Origin of the sequence: Micromonospora sp. WMMD987 (genome assembly GCF_029581435.1) — a bacterium.
GTDB classification, from domain to species: domain Bacteria; phylum Actinomycetota; class Actinomycetes; order Mycobacteriales; family Micromonosporaceae; genus Micromonospora; species Micromonospora rifamycinica.
The window spans coordinates 725,457-739,488 of sequence record NZ_CP120861.1 but is presented as its reverse complement, the minus strand read 5'-3'; the positions used below and the strand labels follow the sequence as shown (position 1 = coordinate 739,488).

Below are 14,032 nucleotides of genomic sequence, written 5' to 3'. Positions count from 1 at the left end.
TCCGATTCTGGAGGTGATGCGGCATTATCTATGTATCAGTGATAGTTCGACACTCCGCCGAGATCGAGTAAGATCTCAACCCACCAATGTCTGCATTCGTTCGACGGTCGGCACTCGTGACAAGCTGATGGGCGTCCTGATGCGGACGAACGGTGGGTGGCGTTCGTCGTCAGCGTCGACGAAGGGACGGATCGCCACCCCGTCAGCACCTGCCGCCAGGTGCCATCGCGCTGCCAGCGGCGGAACAGGGCATACTCTTTCGATCTCCGACCCGCGAAGATCCTCAAACCAGCTCAAGCCCCGGCACCGACTTCGACGCAGGTCCTAGCTCTCGGGGTGGCGTGCCCGGTGCATCGCGACGACGGCCGCCATGATCGGCCGTGGATCGCCGTAGTCACCGGACATGAACGGGTCCGGCCGCACACTCACGCCGGGCACGCCGCTGGACATGTCCACCGTGCAGAGCACCGTCGACGGTTCCACGGTGCCGTCGAACACGACCTCGTAGGTGTCGTCCGCGACGGCGGTCAGTTGCCTCATCCGCGATGGGCTCACCGGAACACCCCTCCCGCTACGTATTTCTCGACCCAGGCACCGTCGACATCGTACGAGCTGCCATCGAAGGGATCGCGTACGGTGAACGATCCGTTCTCTCCCGGTTCCAACAGGACCATGTGCGCAGGACCACGCGGCGCCTGCACCTGCGCCGCCATCGGACCCTCAGACGCCCGGCGCACGGCATCGCTGCCGTCCACGAAATAGTGGCCGGTCCAGGTGCCGTCGCCGTCGCGGTCGTTCAGCTCGTTGCGCAGCGCGGTCAGGTTCGACCAGTCGCCGAGTTTCGTCAACAGCTCCGACTGGGTGATCCGCCCGTCGGTGAGCATCTCCCCGGACGCCGACACACACGATCCCCCGGTCTCCTGCTGGACCGCGCCACCCTCCCGGTGGTTGGTGCCGGCGTCGTACCACGGTCCCGAGCTGTCACCGACCCTGGTGAGGTCACGGGCCTCCCCGGCGGTCTCGACGGCCGTCGAGCCGTTCCCCGGCGAGGGGAAGACCCCTTCGGTGCCCGGTTCCCACGTGTCGGAGGGCAGATCGGGGGCCGGATCGGGCTGTGGGGCGGTGTCCCGGCCGCGCTCCCGGTCACCGGCGGAGTCGTCCGGAGGAGCGGTCGAAGCGTCGCCTGCCTCGTCGGCGGCTTCCGCCGAAGGTCGCGCCCTCCCCTGGTCGGCCTCCGGCCGGTCAGGCTCCGGCCGGTCAGGCTCCGGCCGGTCAGGCTCCGGCCGGTCAGGCTCCGGCCGGTCAGGCTCCGGCCGGTCAGGCTCCGGCTGGTCCGGTAACGGGTCGGACCGTGGTCCGGCGGCGTCGGGTCCATCCGTGTCCCCCACGGCCTCGGCCCGCTCGGCGGCGGCGGCCTCCCGGACGGCGGCATGTTCTCCGACCTGCTCCCCGACCGGGGTATCCGCATCCCGCTCCACGGGGGTGACCTCCGGTGACTCCCGCGCACCCTGCGGCTCGTCCGGCCCGCGCCCGTCCTGCGGCTCCACCGGACGCTGCACACCCTGCGCTTCATCCGGGCGCTGTCCACCCTGCGACTCGTCCGACCCGTGCCCACCCTGCGACTCGTCCGACCCGTGTCCACCCTGCGACTCGTCCGGACGCTGGGCGTCCTGCGGTCCGTCCGGGCGTTGCCCGGCATCGGTGTCGCGGGGCCGCTGTGCCGGATCCTCCGGTGTGGACCGTGGCCCGTCCGGCTCGCGCCCGTCCGTCGCCGCCGCGTGCTCGGACCGGGCGGCGTCGCGCGCGTCCTGCTGGGCCGACAGTTGCGACTCGCCCGGTCGACCCGGATCCCGGGCCTCCGCACGCTCCGACTGCGCGGTCGGCTTCGGCACCTCCTGCGGCTTCGCGGGCGGTTCCGGCGGCTTCGTCTCCTGGACGCTCTCCACCATCAGCGCACCGACTCCCCGCGCCCCGACCCGGGCACCCCGGGTCGCCTGTCAGGCACCGGACGCCACCAGGTAGCGCTCGGGCCAGTGGCACCTGACGAAGTTGCCGGCCAGCACGGACCCGATCCGGTCGGCCCAGTCCTCCGCCTCGAACACCCCGCCCACCGCCCGTTCCAACGTCCCGGGTGTCCGTGTCCCCAGCGCCACGGTCCGCCGTACCGCCGGGTCCGCGATGTCGTCGTCGAGCCACCGACGTACCGTCGCCGCCTGCACACCGACGGTCTCGCCGGGAATCTCCCGGCCGTACACCGAGGCCCACGAGGTGGACAGCGGGTGCCGTGGGGCCGAGGCGTCCACTGTCGACGCCGCGTGCAGGATGTCGGCGAGCCGGGACCACCGATAGGGCCGGGCCAGGAACTCCAACTCCTCGTCCGCGCAGACGAACACCCCGTCCAGGTAGCCGGCCATCGAGTCGAGCACGTGCCGGGCGACCGACGCCGGGTCCGACCGCGTCGACAGCACCGGCGAGCGGGCCGCCACCGCCTCGTCCACCGCGTGCGACAGCGCGCACTCCCGCAGCCGCGGCGGAAGGTCGAGGAGCTGCCGGAGCCGGTGTGCCCGCAGGGCCGGTGTGGGCCAGCCGGTCAGGTGGCCGAGCACCCCGAGTTCGGCCCACACCGCCAGCCAGGGCTCGTCCTCCAGGTGGTGTTGCGCCGTCCGCATGTCGCGCAGCGTGCACGCCGCGCCCAGGCAGGACGCCCCGCACGTCCCGCTCCGGCGGCCGATGACCGCGGTGACCGGGGCGGTCGGCGTCCGGCCACCCTGTTCCCGGGGCGTGCCGTCGGGCATGCGTACCAGGACGGGTTGGTCCATCCCGTCGGTGAACACGGCCGCGGTCCCCGGAGGGAGGGTGACCAGGTACTGGGACTGGCGCTCGGTGAGGTTGACGGTGGCACCGACCGCCGCGCGGTCGTCGGCGGCCGGCAGCCGGTGCATGATCTTGATGGCGGTGTTCTTCACGACGTCCGGCACCAGCTTGCCGGGGATCTGCTCGGCGATGACCAACCCCTCGCCGTACGCCCGGATCTCGGCCAGCAGCGCGGCGAACAACTCCACCGCGTGCGCCGCCGGCCCCGGCTGCTCGGTGCGGCGCAGCAACCGGTGCGCCTCCTCGAACACGCTGAGATGGCGCAGCCCCCGCGCGGCCAGCGACGGATCCCGCCGGTGCAGCACCCGCAGGTGTTCGGTGAGCTGGATCAGCAGGCCACCCATGAGGAACGCCTTGTCCCGGTCGTCGCCGACGTCCTCGATCTCGAAGACCACGTTGTGCCGCATCAGGCCGGCGAGGTCCAGTGGATGACCGCCCTCGAAGAACCGGCCGGTGGTGCCGAGGCGCAGGCTGGAGAGCCGGACCCTGATGAACCCCCGGACGTTGTCGGTGATCTCCCTGCCGTACCCGATCTGGTCGACCACCACCTCCGCCGTGCGTTGCAGGTCGCCCAGCGTCGGATAGCGCGGGTGGTGACCGGGCACCCGGGCCTCGCCGAGCGCCAGGTCCCAGCCCAGCTCCTCGTAGCAGCGGGTCAACGCCGCGCTGAGGACCTGCGGGAACGGCTCGTCGGCCGCGAAAGCGGCGAGGAACAGTGCCCGGGTCAGATCCAGGTGGGTCTGCAACGGGAAGCCGTCGGCCGGGCGCAACGGGTTGAAGCCGGCCGGGGGCGCCTCGGTGTCGCCGGGCCGGATGGCGATCACGTGCGGCCCGCCGATCCGGTCGGCCATCTGCCGGTACTCCGCCTTGGCCGGCTCCACCACCAGCCACGGCAACCCGTGGGCGGTAACGCCCTCCAGCAGGTGCCGCACGGTCTGCGACTTGCCCGCGCCGGTCGCCCCGCAGACGAAGGCATGCCGGTTCAGGCTGCCGCGCGGGAGTTCCAGGGCACCGACAGCGGTCCCGGAACGGTCCAGCACCGCCCCCAGGGACAGCGCGCCCGACCCCTGACCGGCCGTCTCCGGGGTGACGTCGAACTCGGAGCGCATCGCGAACCGCAGGCCGGGCACCTCCTCGACCGGCGCCACCGCCAGCGAGGCGACCAGCGGGGAGCCGGCCAGCACCGGGGAGTCGGGTACGTCGTCCAGGGCGAGGACCTTGTCCAGGTCGCCGGTGATCCCGGTGGGTGCCAGCGCGTACGGCTGACGGCCCAGGTCGGCGGAGGCGCAGAGCAGCCCGGCGACCGAGCCGGCGGCGGCCGGCGAGTCACCCCCGGCCAGCAGGTGGACCCGCCACATGCCGGTGGACCGGCCCTGTTGCAGCTCCCGGTGCCGGCGTTGCAACCGGGCCGCGGCGACCGCCTGCTCCGGCGACTGCGCCCTGGACTGCGCCTGCCGCTCTTCGAGGGCGACCTGCCGGGCGACGGTGCCGATCTCGGCCGGCGGCACCGGTTCGGCCAGCACGAACCAGGCGAACCCGGGGTGCCAGACGTGCAGCAGGCACTCGTCCAGCGTGGGTCGGACGTCCTCGTCGCGTAGCGTCGGGTCGTCGGTCAGGAGACCGTCGTTCAACCCGGCCACCCGGGTCCAGCACGGTACCGCGCGTAGCTTCCCGAGCAGGTCCGGGCCGGCGTACGGGCGTCCGAGCGCACCCGGTGGCAGGGACAGCGGGGTCAGCCCGCGCGGGTCCGGCCCACCGCTGATCCCGCCGGCCGCGAACACCTCGACCGGCTCGGCGGCGGCGGCCCGGTGCCAGCCGAGCAGCAGAGCCGTGCCGGCATGGTAGGCCGAGACGATGCCGGCCAACCGTTGCCGCCGGGAGACGTCCGCTCCCGCGTCGTCGCGGCCGGACGGTGGCCGGCGCGGCAGCTCGACGACCCGACTGACCGCGAGCCGTGCGAGCAGCGGACCGGCACCGGTCACCGTGGCCCACCCCATGGTCCCTGGTACGGCCGCTGCCGGTACTCCGGCTGCGGCTGGTGGCCGGGCGCGGCCCCCCAGCCCGGGAGCACCGACCCGGCGACCTGCTGCGGGGTGGTCTCCGCGGCCGCCAGCGGTTGCGGCTGCGACACGATGACCTGGCTGGGCTGCCGGCTGGCCGGGATGACCGCCTCGGCGGGGTCCGGCAACGGTGGCAGGTCGACCGGCGTCATCGACACCCGGGGGAGGGTGACGATCGCCGGGTCGACCTCGACGGCCTGTACGACCGAACCCCGGCCCTCGGCCTTGACCAGGAGCATCGCGTACTCGGGCAGGTCCTGGAGCACCCGTGGCTCGACGGCGTACTCGTACACCCGCTGGGCCGCCTGGGCGTCGCTCCAGTTCGTTCCCTTGGCGACCGACTCGGTCTGGCTCCAGTTCCGGGTCTTGTTCCAGTTGCTGCCGCGCTGGGTGCTGGCCGTCATGAAGCTGCGGCTGGTGCCGGAGCTGCCACCCTGGGACTCCGACTCGCCGTAGGTGTCGGCCAGCGTGTGCGTTTCGTTGCCGCCCAGGGTGCGGGTGAGCTGGCTGAGCACGAACCGGTGCCCCTTGCCGATGAAGTCCGCGGCCTGGGTGGCCTCCTGGTGGTTGCCGAGCCGCATCAGGGCGACCTCACCGCCGCCGATGGTGTGCAGCGACTCCTCCCGCAGGTGGCCGAAGAACAGCACCAGCCGGATGTTCCGCCGCTCGCAGAGGGTGCTGAGCTTCTCGATCGCCCGGTGGTTCACCTCGTCCGCCCCGATAACCACCAGGGAGCCCAGCGGGACACTCTTCCGCAGCACCCGCCGCGCCAGCCACTGCACGAGCAGGTCCTTGAGCAACTCGCTCTGGGCGTTACGGCCATCACTGTCGGCGATCAGGCAGGTCAGCTCGGCGCTGGAGAGGTCGCCCGCCTCGGTGCCCATCGCCTCCAGCGGGTGCAGGAAGGATTCGATCCGGCGCAGGTGAGGGTACATCTGCCGGCGGCTGTCGTCCGGTTGCAGGTCGAGCAGGCGCTCGCTCTCCTCCGGCGTGAGCGCGGCCTGCACCGGCCGGTCGGTGAGCACCCGCAGGGCGGCCAGCAGCCGGGCCATGCTGAGATTCGGCGTCAGCACGTCGCAGACCTCGCGCAGCAGCATCGCATCCTGCGACCGCTCGGCCCGGCTGGGGCCCTGCGCGTCGCCGTACATCGCCTCGACCAGGCAGTCGACGAGCTGGTTCGGCTCCAGACCGCCGACCAGGTCGAGCCGGGCGAGCTGGGACGGCAGCCGGCACTCCTGCACGGACCGGCCGGTATCCACGCCGAGCCGCCTGAGTTCCTCGTAGGGCACCTCGCCGGTGAAGTCGACCAGGGTCATCGGGCCGCGGGTGGCGAGCAACGATCCACCGAAGACGGTGAGGACCGCCTCCCAGCCGTACGTCGTGCCGCCGATGATGTCGACCCGTCGGGTGCTCGCCGCCGGGCTGGCGGCGGACCACTCGTACATGGTGTCGACCCGCGTCCGTTCCTGCTGGTCGTGCCATTGCCGCCGGGCGTCCCACGCGGCGTACGCCTGGTGGTACTCGTGCTCGGCCTGCTGCCGGGCGTTGTCGATCGCCTTGCGGGCGAACGAGGGCGCCAGACCGGCCAGCACCGCGCCCCCGACACCGGCGGCGAACGCGAGGAAGGCCAGGAGGGTGAACACCAGGCTGCCGCCGTCGTTGCTGCCACCGCCCATGCTCGTGAGACCGCCACAGCAGAAGAACAGGAAGGCCAGGCCGGTGCCCACGCCGAGCGACCAGAGCACCCCCTTGGTCGTCCACTGCTGGGCACGCGCCAGGCGCTCGTGCAGATGCGTCGACACCTGACGGGGCTGCGGTGGAGGTTCCGGATAGCGGCGCAGGTAGAGGTGACGATCGTTGAAGATCCAACCCAGACGTTCGCCGGGGGTGGCGAGTTTCGACAGCGGGTCGGAATATGAGACAACTTCGGTCATCGCTACGACTTCTGCTTTCCGAGGCGGGCGATACTGGCTAGGCGAGCAGTCAACCAACAACCGAACGAATTGAAAAGGGCACACATAGCAACGTCGGATATTTTCCGGCGACCAACGACGATCCCCGGCCGAACGTCGACCGGAGTCGACCGGACAGCCCCGACGCCCTCCACGGTGTTCGCCGGGTCGCCGTCCGATGTGCCGGGAACGGCTCCGGCCGTCCGGTGGGAGGATGGGACACATGGAGTTGCGTCAGCTCGCGATCGTGGTCGCGGCAGCGCTGGCCGTGCTGCTGGTACTCGCCGTGCTGGCGCTGGTGGTCAACATGGTGATCAGCATCTGGTCGGCGACCCGTTCCCTGACCCGGGAAGAGCGGGAACCCCAGCTGCACCTGCCCGCCCGACGCTGCCTACGGTGCCGGGGCACCGGCTGGTTGAACCGTGAGCCGGAGCGGACCCACACCTTCACCGGGGACGGCTTTGAGGACCGGCACACCCCGGCTCGTATCTGCCCGGACTGCGGAGGGACCGGCACGAATCCGCAGGGATCAGCCGGTGGACGACAGGGGAACGGATAGCCGCGACCCCGACGGTGACCGCACACCGGGGATGCCCGGTGAGAGGCCACTCTTCCGTGTTCCCCGGCGGGGAAAACCCGTACCGAATGGCCCGCCCACGGTCGGGACGGCGAATGCGGCGCGGTGACCTATCCCGACGGGCGGTCAGAAGGTGCAGAATGGCGCCGGTTCGGTGATGCCCAGGTTCCTGCAGTCGTATCCGCTGCCCCCGCCGTAGTACTTCCAGCCCGTACCGGTGGTGTGGTGGAACAGTTAGAGGCCATCACGGGTCCTCGGCCCCCGCCCAGCCCTTCACGCACTCCACGCTGCCGAAGGTCATGCCCTTCGGCAGCTCGACCGGCCAGGGCTGGACGCCGACGGGGAAACCGAGGTCGCCGCAGCCGTGGTCGGGCTGGAACCGGTTGCCCCCGCGCCGCCGCGGGCGGTGAGTGCACGCAGGACACTGGCGGCGGACGACAGCAGAAGACGACGTGCGGGCAGGGCCGGTCCCCTGTGGATCGGGTCACGACCACGAGGTGGAGCAGCGCGATCCGGCCGACCGTGCCGCACCAGGACAACGGCAGCGCGAGCCGACGTCGACCGCTAACACCGCCTGCGAGGGCGGGTGGGTGGTCGGGAAGAACGACCACGGGGAACTGGGCAGGACAGGGCCTCGTCTCGCCTCGGCACCGCCCAGGCGACGAGGACGACCGCGAACGTGTTTGACCTCGCCCCAGGGGAATGGCCCAGGCTGGGCGGGTGAACGACGTGGAGCTGATCCTGCCCGGCGAGTTCGGCGCCGCGACCCGCCTGTCGTCGAAGGCGCTGCGGCTCTATGCCGAGCAGGGTCTGCTGGTGCCCGTAGGTGTCGACCCGGCCACCGGCTACCGCCGCTACCACCGTGACCAGATTCCCCGTGGTCGGCTGATCGCCCGGCTGCGCGTCCTGGGCCTGCCACTGGCGCGCGTCGCCACCCTGCTGGAGCTCGGCCCGCAGTCCCGCCAGGCCGAACTTCGCGCCTGGCTGGCAGCCCAGGAGGCCCAGCTCCGCCGTCGACGCGAGCTGATCGAGGCCCTTGACGGCGCCGCCGCACCGGTCACCGCCACTCCGAGGCTGCGATCGAGGCCACCACGCAAGCTGCTGGGTCAGGAACGACGCGTGCACATCGGCGAACTGGACACCTTCGTCACCGACGCACAGCACCGCATCCGTGCCCGGCTGCAGGCGACCGGTGTGCCCTGCGACGGGCCGACCCTGGTGCACTTCCACGGGTTCGTGACCCACGACAGCGACGGACCTGTCGAGGTCGCGGTGCCGTTCACCGGCGCCGTCGAACCCGTCGACGACCTGCGGGTCCGGCTGTCGCCGGCCGGCACCGACGTCTACCTGCCGGTCGCCGAGGCCGACGCCGGATTCCCCGACATCCTGCGCGCCTACGAGACGGTGGAGGCATGGATCGACACGAACCGCCTGATCAGCGTCGCCAGCCCGGTCGAGATCCGGCCCGGCACCGACGGTGCGCTCCTCGACGTCACCTACCCCGTCTCGACCAACGGAGAAAGCTGAAGCATGCACCCCTACATCGGTTCCGGGCACTACTGCTACGCCAACTCGCTGGCGATGGCCCTCGGCCCGACGGCCCCCTCCCCGTCGATCATCGAAGTGCTGACCGGCTCGCCGTTCGGCATGCATCTGCTCGGCGGACGGCTGCCGCTGTTCGACCCGTACGGGTGGGACGACCGCGGCATCGACGACGCGATCGCGCTGCTCGGCTGGACCTGCCGACGACAAGGTGCCGGCGACAGCGAGCAGGCCCTGGCGATGCTCACCGCAGCGGTCACGACCGGCCCCGTCCTGGCCGGACCGCTGGAGATGGGCCTGCTGCGGCACGTGCCCGGAATGACCGGACCGATCGGGTCGGACCACTTCGTCGCCGTCCTGGAGGCCGACGACACGCTGGTCCGGTTCCACGATCCGTACGGCTGCCCCTACGCGACCCTGCCGACCCGGGACTTCCTGGCCGCATGGCGTGCCGACACGATCACCTCCTACTACGCCGAGCCGTACACCATGCGTGGCCACTTCCGGCGGGTCCGCGAGACCACCACCGAGGCAGCGCTGCGGGCGGCCCTGCCCGGCGCGGTCGCCTGGCTGCGCGGACGCGACGACCTCGCCGTGCCGCCCGGCACCATCGGCGGCGCTGCCGCGGTGCACCGCCTCGCCGACCTGGTGACCGACGGACTCGACCCCGAGACGCACGCTCACCTGACGCATTTCGCGATCCGGGTCGGCGCCCGGCGGCTCACCGACGCCGCCACCGCACTGGCCGGCCTCGGCCGCGACGAGGCCGCCGGCATCGCCACCCGGCAGGCCCGGCTGGTTGGCAGCCTCCAACACGACATCGTCAACGGACACACGGAATCCGCCGCCCGAACGTTGCGGCACCTCGCCCCGACCTACGACCAACTGGCTACCGCGCTCAGCTGACACCGCGCCTCAGGATCGCGGGAAGCGCAGGGCCAGGTAGACCCTGCACCCCGCCGACAGGTGCGCTGAACCTGATCGCGGGCAGGGGACTCAGAACCACATCGACAAAGACGAGGCCCTGACCAGCAAAACTGCTGGTCAGGGCCTCATTCTGAGCCGCCTGACGGAATCGAACCGTCGACCTACGCATTACGAGTGCGTCGCTCTAGCCGACTGAGCTAAGGCGGCAACGATCGCCAAGTGTACGGCACACCCCGGCCCGGGGCCTACGGGGTTCCCACCCCGCACCCGACCGAGCGGAGATCAACAAGCATCGGTGGCCGGCGCGGCAGTTAGGCTGCCCGGGTGAGCGACGACCACGCCGACCCGGACGCCGAGCACGCCCCCGGTGAGCGGGCCGTCCGACGACCGCGCGGCACCGATCCGGTGGAGTTGGGCTTCACCCCCCGCCGACCGGTCCCCTGGCTCGCGCCGTTCCTGCTGATCAGCACCGGTATCCGTACCCTGCTGGCAATGCTGTTCGGGGCGTACCTGGACAAGCGGGAGTTGCAGAACGCGCTCGACGCCAGGTTCGGCACACAGATCGGGCCGGACGGCGGGCTCTGGCTGGACTACGTGGCCGACCTGGGTGACGGGTTCGACGCCACGTACTCGGTGGCGTACCTGCTGGCCCAGCCGGAGCTGACCGTCGACGGGCACCGGCTGCCCCGGGCGCAGACCCTGGTGATGGGGGGCGACCAGGTCTACCCGTCGGCGGCCTACGAGGCGTACGAGGACCGGTGCAAGGGGCCGTACCAGGCGGCGCTCCCGGTCGCCCCGCCGCAGCGGCCGACGCTGTTCGCCGTGCCCGGAAACCACGACTGGTACGACGGGCTGACCGCCTTCCTTCGGCTCTTCGTCCGCTCCCGGGACCGGAACTTCGGCGGCTGGGGCACCGGCCAGTCCCGGTCGTACTTCGCGGTGGAACTGCCGGCGGGGTGGTGGCTGCTCGGCCTGGACGACCAGTCGGGGTCCTACCTGGACGACCCGCAGCTGTCGTACTTCGACGAGGTGGCCCGCCGGCTCGGCCCCGACTCCCGGGTGATCCTGGCGGTGCCCGCCCCGACCTGGGTGAAGTCCGTCGATCACCCCACCGCGTACGACTCGATCGACTACTTCGTCCGGACGATCATCGCGCCCACCGGCGCGCACGTCCGGCTGCTGCTCTCCGGCGACCTGCACCACTACGCCCGGTACGCCGGGCCGGAGCGACAGCTCATCACGTGCGGCGGGGGCGGCGCGTACCTCTACCCGACGCACACCCTGCCCGAGCGGATCGAGGTTCCCCCGAAGGACACCCTGTCCCGCCGGGCCAGCCGTACCCGGGCGTACGACCTGGTGGCCCGGTTCCCGGACGCGGCCCGCTCCCGCCGGTACGGCTGGGGGGTCTTCCACCGGCTGCCCCGGCGCAACCCGGGCTTCGGCACCCTGCTCGGCACCCTGCACACGCTGCTGATGCTCGCCATGGCGGGCGTCGCGGCCAATCGGAACGGCACCGAGCAGCGGCTGCTCAGCGTCCCTCTGGTGATCATGTTGGCGGCGACGCTGCTCGGCGCGGCCTTCTTCGCCCAGCCGCCCGGTGCCAGCGGGAAACGGCACGTCCGGCACTGGCTGCTCGGCATCGGTCACGGGCTGGCGCACGTGGCGCTCGCGGTCGCCGGCACCTGGGCCTGGCTGCACCTGCCGTTCTACCACTGGCCGTGGCCGCTGCCGGCGGTCGCCGCCGCCGTGCTCTACGGTCCGGTGATCGGGCTGGTCGCCACCCAGCTGGTGGCCGGCTACCTGCTGGTGGCGGGGGCGTTCGGGGTCAACGTCAACGAACTCTTCGCCGGTCAGGGCATCGAGGACGCCAAGTCGTTCCTGCGGATGCGCATCGACCCGGACGGCACGCTGACCGTCTATCCGATCGCCGTGGACCGGGTCTGCCACGACTGGCAGCTCAACCCCGACCAGTCCGCCACCGCCTCCTGGCTGGCCCCCGGCACCCCGCTGACCCCCCGCCTCGCCGAACCCCCGGTAACCCTCACCTGACCCACCCCCGCCCCGTCCGGCCACCCGGCTACTTCGGCCGTCGAAGTTGACCAAGAGGTTCGCGTCGGTCTGACCACGCCCGGTGACGCAAACCTTTTGATCAACTCCGGCCGAGAGGGTCGGGGCGCGGGGGTGGGTGGGGTATGCCGGTTAGCGCGTCGCGCCCTCGGGGCCGGTCAGGTCACGGCTCTCGTAGGCGCTCCGGGAGCCGCAGACGTCGGCGCGGGAACACATCGAGCGCGAGCCGTCGGCGTCCAGCCGGACGGTCACCGCGTCCCTCGGGACGCTGTGGCCGACCACCCGGCCCTCCCCCTCGGGCGTGGTGACGCGACTGCCGACCGCCGGGGCGGACTCGGCGAAGGTCGCGTACAACGGATGCTCGTACTTGAGGCAGCACATCAGCCGGCCGCACGCCCCGGAGATCCGCAGCGGATTGAGCGGGAGGTCCTGGTCCTTGGCCATCCGGATGGTCACCGGCTCGAAGTCGTTGAGGAAGGTGGCGCAGCACAGGTCCCGGCCGCAGGAGCCGATGCCGCCCTGCACCCGGGCCGAATCCCGGGCGGAGAGCTGCCGCAGCTCCACCCGGCAGTGCAGGGTCGCCCCGAGGTCCCGCACCAGGGAGCGGAAATCCACCCGGTGCGGGGCGGTGAAGTAGACCGTCGTCCGGTCACCGGTGCCCTCGGCGGCGGCCAGGACATGGTCCACCGCCACCACCTTCATCGGCAGGCCGTGCTCCCGGATCAGCCGCTTCGCGGCCACCTTCGCCTCGGCCTTGCGCCGCCGCAGCACCTCGTCGCGGCGCAGGTCGTCGTCACCGGCCAGGCCGGCCAGCTTCGGGAAGCCGGAGGTCTCCTCGGAGACCCACTGCGCCGACCAGACGCACTCCGCCACCTCGGGGCCGTCGTCGGTGGGCACGAGCACCCGGTCGCCGACCTGCGGACGGAACTCCCCCGGATCGAGGTAGTAGAGCCGCCCGTACCGGTTGAAGCTGACCGCGCAGAGCATGCCCATGACATCAGCCTACGACGGCCGGCCGGAACCGGGCAGGACGCGGCTTCCCGGAGCCGGATCGGGTCACGGTCACGGTCAGCCGATCCGCAACGGGCCGCCGTGGTACGACGGACCGCCGGTCGACCGCCAGGTCGACTCGGCCAGGCTGGGCGACCACTGGCGCAGCAGCGTCTCCGCCCCGTCGTAGGCCACCCCGAGCACCGACAGCACCCGGGTGGCGATCTCGGCCGCCGCACCGGCCCCGGCGGCCGATCCGGCACCGGGGCCGCTCGCCGCCCGGACCCGGACCGCCTCGGTGGAGCCGAGCACCTCGGCCAGCACCCGGGCCACCGCCAGCCGGCTGCCCTCCACCCAGTCGGCCAGCGCGTCGGCGTACCCGGCGGTCGACTCCAACCGGCCCACCAGGCTCTCCGGACCCTCGTCCAGGTGACGCAGCAGGGCGGTGCGGGCCTCGTCGTAGGACGAGCCGGCCGGACCGGACCAGATGCCCGGGTCGGTGAGGGCGGCGCAGGCGTCGTCGTACCCCCGGACGAGCCGGCGCACGGCGTGCCCGGCGGTCGCCAGCGGCGCGGGGTGCAGGTCGAGGAAGGCGCGCAGGGCCTCCCCCGGCAGCAGCTGCATCCGGCGCAGCAACGGCCAGACCGGATGCGCCTCGGGGGCACCGGCGGCGAGCAGCGTGTCCACCCGGGCGAGCAGGTCCAGGCCGGGCTCGGCGAGCCGGTCCAGCGGGTCCATCACGGCTCCCCGGCCAGCCGGCGGCGGGCGGCGTCGTCGGTGGTGGCGTAGCGGTCGGCGGCGGTGCGGACGGCCGACGCGGCGGCGGCCAGCCGGGCGGCGGCGGCACCCGCCTCGCGGGCCCGGCCGTCGGTGGCGGTGGTCCACTGCCGGTGCAGGGCCCGACCGACCTCACCGGGGCGGCCGGCGGAGTGCGCGCCGAAGGCCGGGTGCGGCGGATCGCTCGCGGTGACCGTCCGGGCCAGCGCGGCGAGGGTGGCGCTGGCCTCGTCGAGCCGGGCGGCGAGGGCACGGAGGGCGTCCAT

The 14,032-nt window shown here is 72.3% G+C and carries 11 protein-coding genes and 1 tRNA gene; 4 read left to right on the top strand and 8 right to left on the bottom strand.

Annotated elements, in window-relative coordinates:
* Positions 1–324: 324 nt before the first annotated feature.
* Genes O7612_RS03315 through O7612_RS03300 form a run of 4 tightly spaced genes read right to left on the bottom strand, consistent with a single transcriptional unit; the run spans position 325 to position 6,868 of the window.
* Entirely contained in the window at positions 325–540 is a 216-nt protein-coding gene (locus O7612_RS03315) for a hypothetical protein (protein WP_282270325.1), read from the bottom strand.
* Positions 541–551: 11 nt separating this feature from the next.
* A complete protein-coding gene (locus tag O7612_RS03310; protein ID WP_282270323.1) occupies positions 552–1,949 on the bottom strand; it encodes a hypothetical protein in 1,398 nt (465 codons plus the stop codon).
* Positions 1,950–1,997: 48 nt separating this feature from the next.
* Positions 1,998–4,856 (bottom strand): ATP-binding protein, encoded by a 2,859-nt coding sequence (locus O7612_RS03305; protein ID WP_282270321.1) that lies wholly within the window; start codon positions 4,854–4,856, stop codon positions 1,998–2,000.
* Positions 4,853–6,868: a hypothetical protein gene (locus O7612_RS03300; RefSeq protein WP_282270319.1), complete on the bottom strand. Its 2,016-nt coding sequence runs from the start codon at positions 6,866–6,868 to the stop codon at positions 4,853–4,855. The genes O7612_RS03305 and O7612_RS03300 overlap by 4 nt, the downstream gene beginning before the upstream one ends.
* A 241-nt stretch (positions 6,869–7,109) precedes the next feature.
* Between O7612_RS03300 and O7612_RS03295 the strand changes: the two genes are divergently transcribed.
* From O7612_RS03295 to O7612_RS03285, 3 genes are all read left to right on the top strand, one after another.
* Positions 7,110–7,445 carry a hypothetical protein gene (locus O7612_RS03295; protein WP_282270317.1) on the top strand — a complete coding sequence of 112 codons (336 nt, stop codon included), beginning with the start codon at positions 7,110–7,112 and terminating at the stop codon, positions 7,443–7,445.
* Positions 7,446–8,183: 738 nt separating this feature from the next.
* Positions 8,184–8,990, top strand: a complete 807-nt coding sequence (locus O7612_RS03290) for a MerR family transcriptional regulator (RefSeq protein ID WP_282270315.1) — start codon at positions 8,184–8,186, stop codon at positions 8,988–8,990.
* Between the two features lie 3 nt (positions 8,991–8,993).
* A complete protein-coding gene (locus O7612_RS03285; protein ID WP_282270313.1) occupies positions 8,994–9,911 on the top strand; it encodes a hypothetical protein in 918 nt (305 codons plus the stop codon).
* A 154-nt stretch (positions 9,912–10,065) separates the two neighbouring features.
* Here the strand turns inward: O7612_RS03285 and O7612_RS03280 are convergent.
* Positions 10,066–10,139: transfer RNA gene (locus tag O7612_RS03280), tRNA-Thr, on the bottom strand.
* 117 nt (positions 10,140–10,256) lie between these two features.
* On the opposite strand from O7612_RS03280, the gene O7612_RS03275 reads away from it, so the two are divergent.
* Entirely contained in the window at positions 10,257–11,981 is a 1,725-nt protein-coding gene (locus tag O7612_RS03275) for a metallophosphoesterase (protein WP_282270312.1), read from the top strand.
* Between the two features lie 150 nt (positions 11,982–12,131).
* On the opposite strand, the gene ricT is transcribed toward O7612_RS03275, so the two are convergent.
* The 3 genes from ricT to O7612_RS03260 all read right to left on the bottom strand — a co-directional run bounded on the left by ricT (position 12,132) and on the right by O7612_RS03260 (position 14,032).
* Positions 12,132–12,992: a regulatory iron-sulfur-containing complex subunit RicT gene (ricT, locus tag O7612_RS03270; protein ID WP_282270310.1), complete on the bottom strand. Its 861-nt coding sequence runs from the start codon at positions 12,990–12,992 to the stop codon at positions 12,132–12,134.
* A gap of 75 nt (positions 12,993–13,067) precedes the next feature.
* A complete protein-coding gene (locus O7612_RS03265; protein WP_282270308.1) occupies positions 13,068–13,727 on the bottom strand; it encodes a hypothetical protein in 660 nt (219 codons plus the stop codon).
* On the bottom strand, positions 13,727–14,032 hold the full coding sequence (locus O7612_RS03260) for a hypothetical protein (RefSeq protein WP_282270306.1): 306 nt from the start codon (positions 14,030–14,032) through the stop codon (positions 13,727–13,729). The genes O7612_RS03265 and O7612_RS03260 overlap by 1 nt, the downstream gene beginning before the upstream one ends.

What these genes read in the sequence shown, in the direction of transcription:
- O7612_RS03265 (WP_282270308.1), bottom strand. Translation starts at nt 13,727, where the DNA reads ATGGACCCGCTGGACCGGCTCGCCGAGCCCGGCCTGGACCTGCTCGCC.
- O7612_RS03260 (WP_282270306.1), bottom strand. Translation starts at nt 14,032, where the DNA reads ATGGACGCCCTCCGTGCCCTCGCCGCCCGGCTCGACGAGGCCAGCGCC.
- O7612_RS03315 (WP_282270325.1), bottom strand. Translation starts at nt 540, where the DNA reads ATGAGGCAACTGACCGCCGTCGCGGACGACACCTACGAGGTCGTGTTC.
- O7612_RS03300 (WP_282270319.1), bottom strand. Translation starts at nt 6,868, where the DNA reads ATGACCGAAGTTGTCTCATATTCCGACCCGCTGTCGAAACTCGCCACC.
- O7612_RS03295 (WP_282270317.1), top strand. Translation starts at nt 7,110, where the DNA reads ATGGAGTTGCGTCAGCTCGCGATCGTGGTCGCGGCAGCGCTGGCCGTG.
- O7612_RS03310 (WP_282270323.1), bottom strand. Translation starts at nt 1,949, where the DNA reads ATGGTGGAGAGCGTCCAGGAGACGAAGCCGCCGGAACCGCCCGCGAAG.
- O7612_RS03285 (WP_282270313.1), top strand. Translation starts at nt 8,994, where the DNA reads ATGCACCCCTACATCGGTTCCGGGCACTACTGCTACGCCAACTCGCTG.
- ricT (WP_282270310.1), bottom strand. Translation starts at nt 12,992, where the DNA reads ATGGGCATGCTCTGCGCGGTCAGCTTCAACCGGTACGGGCGGCTCTAC.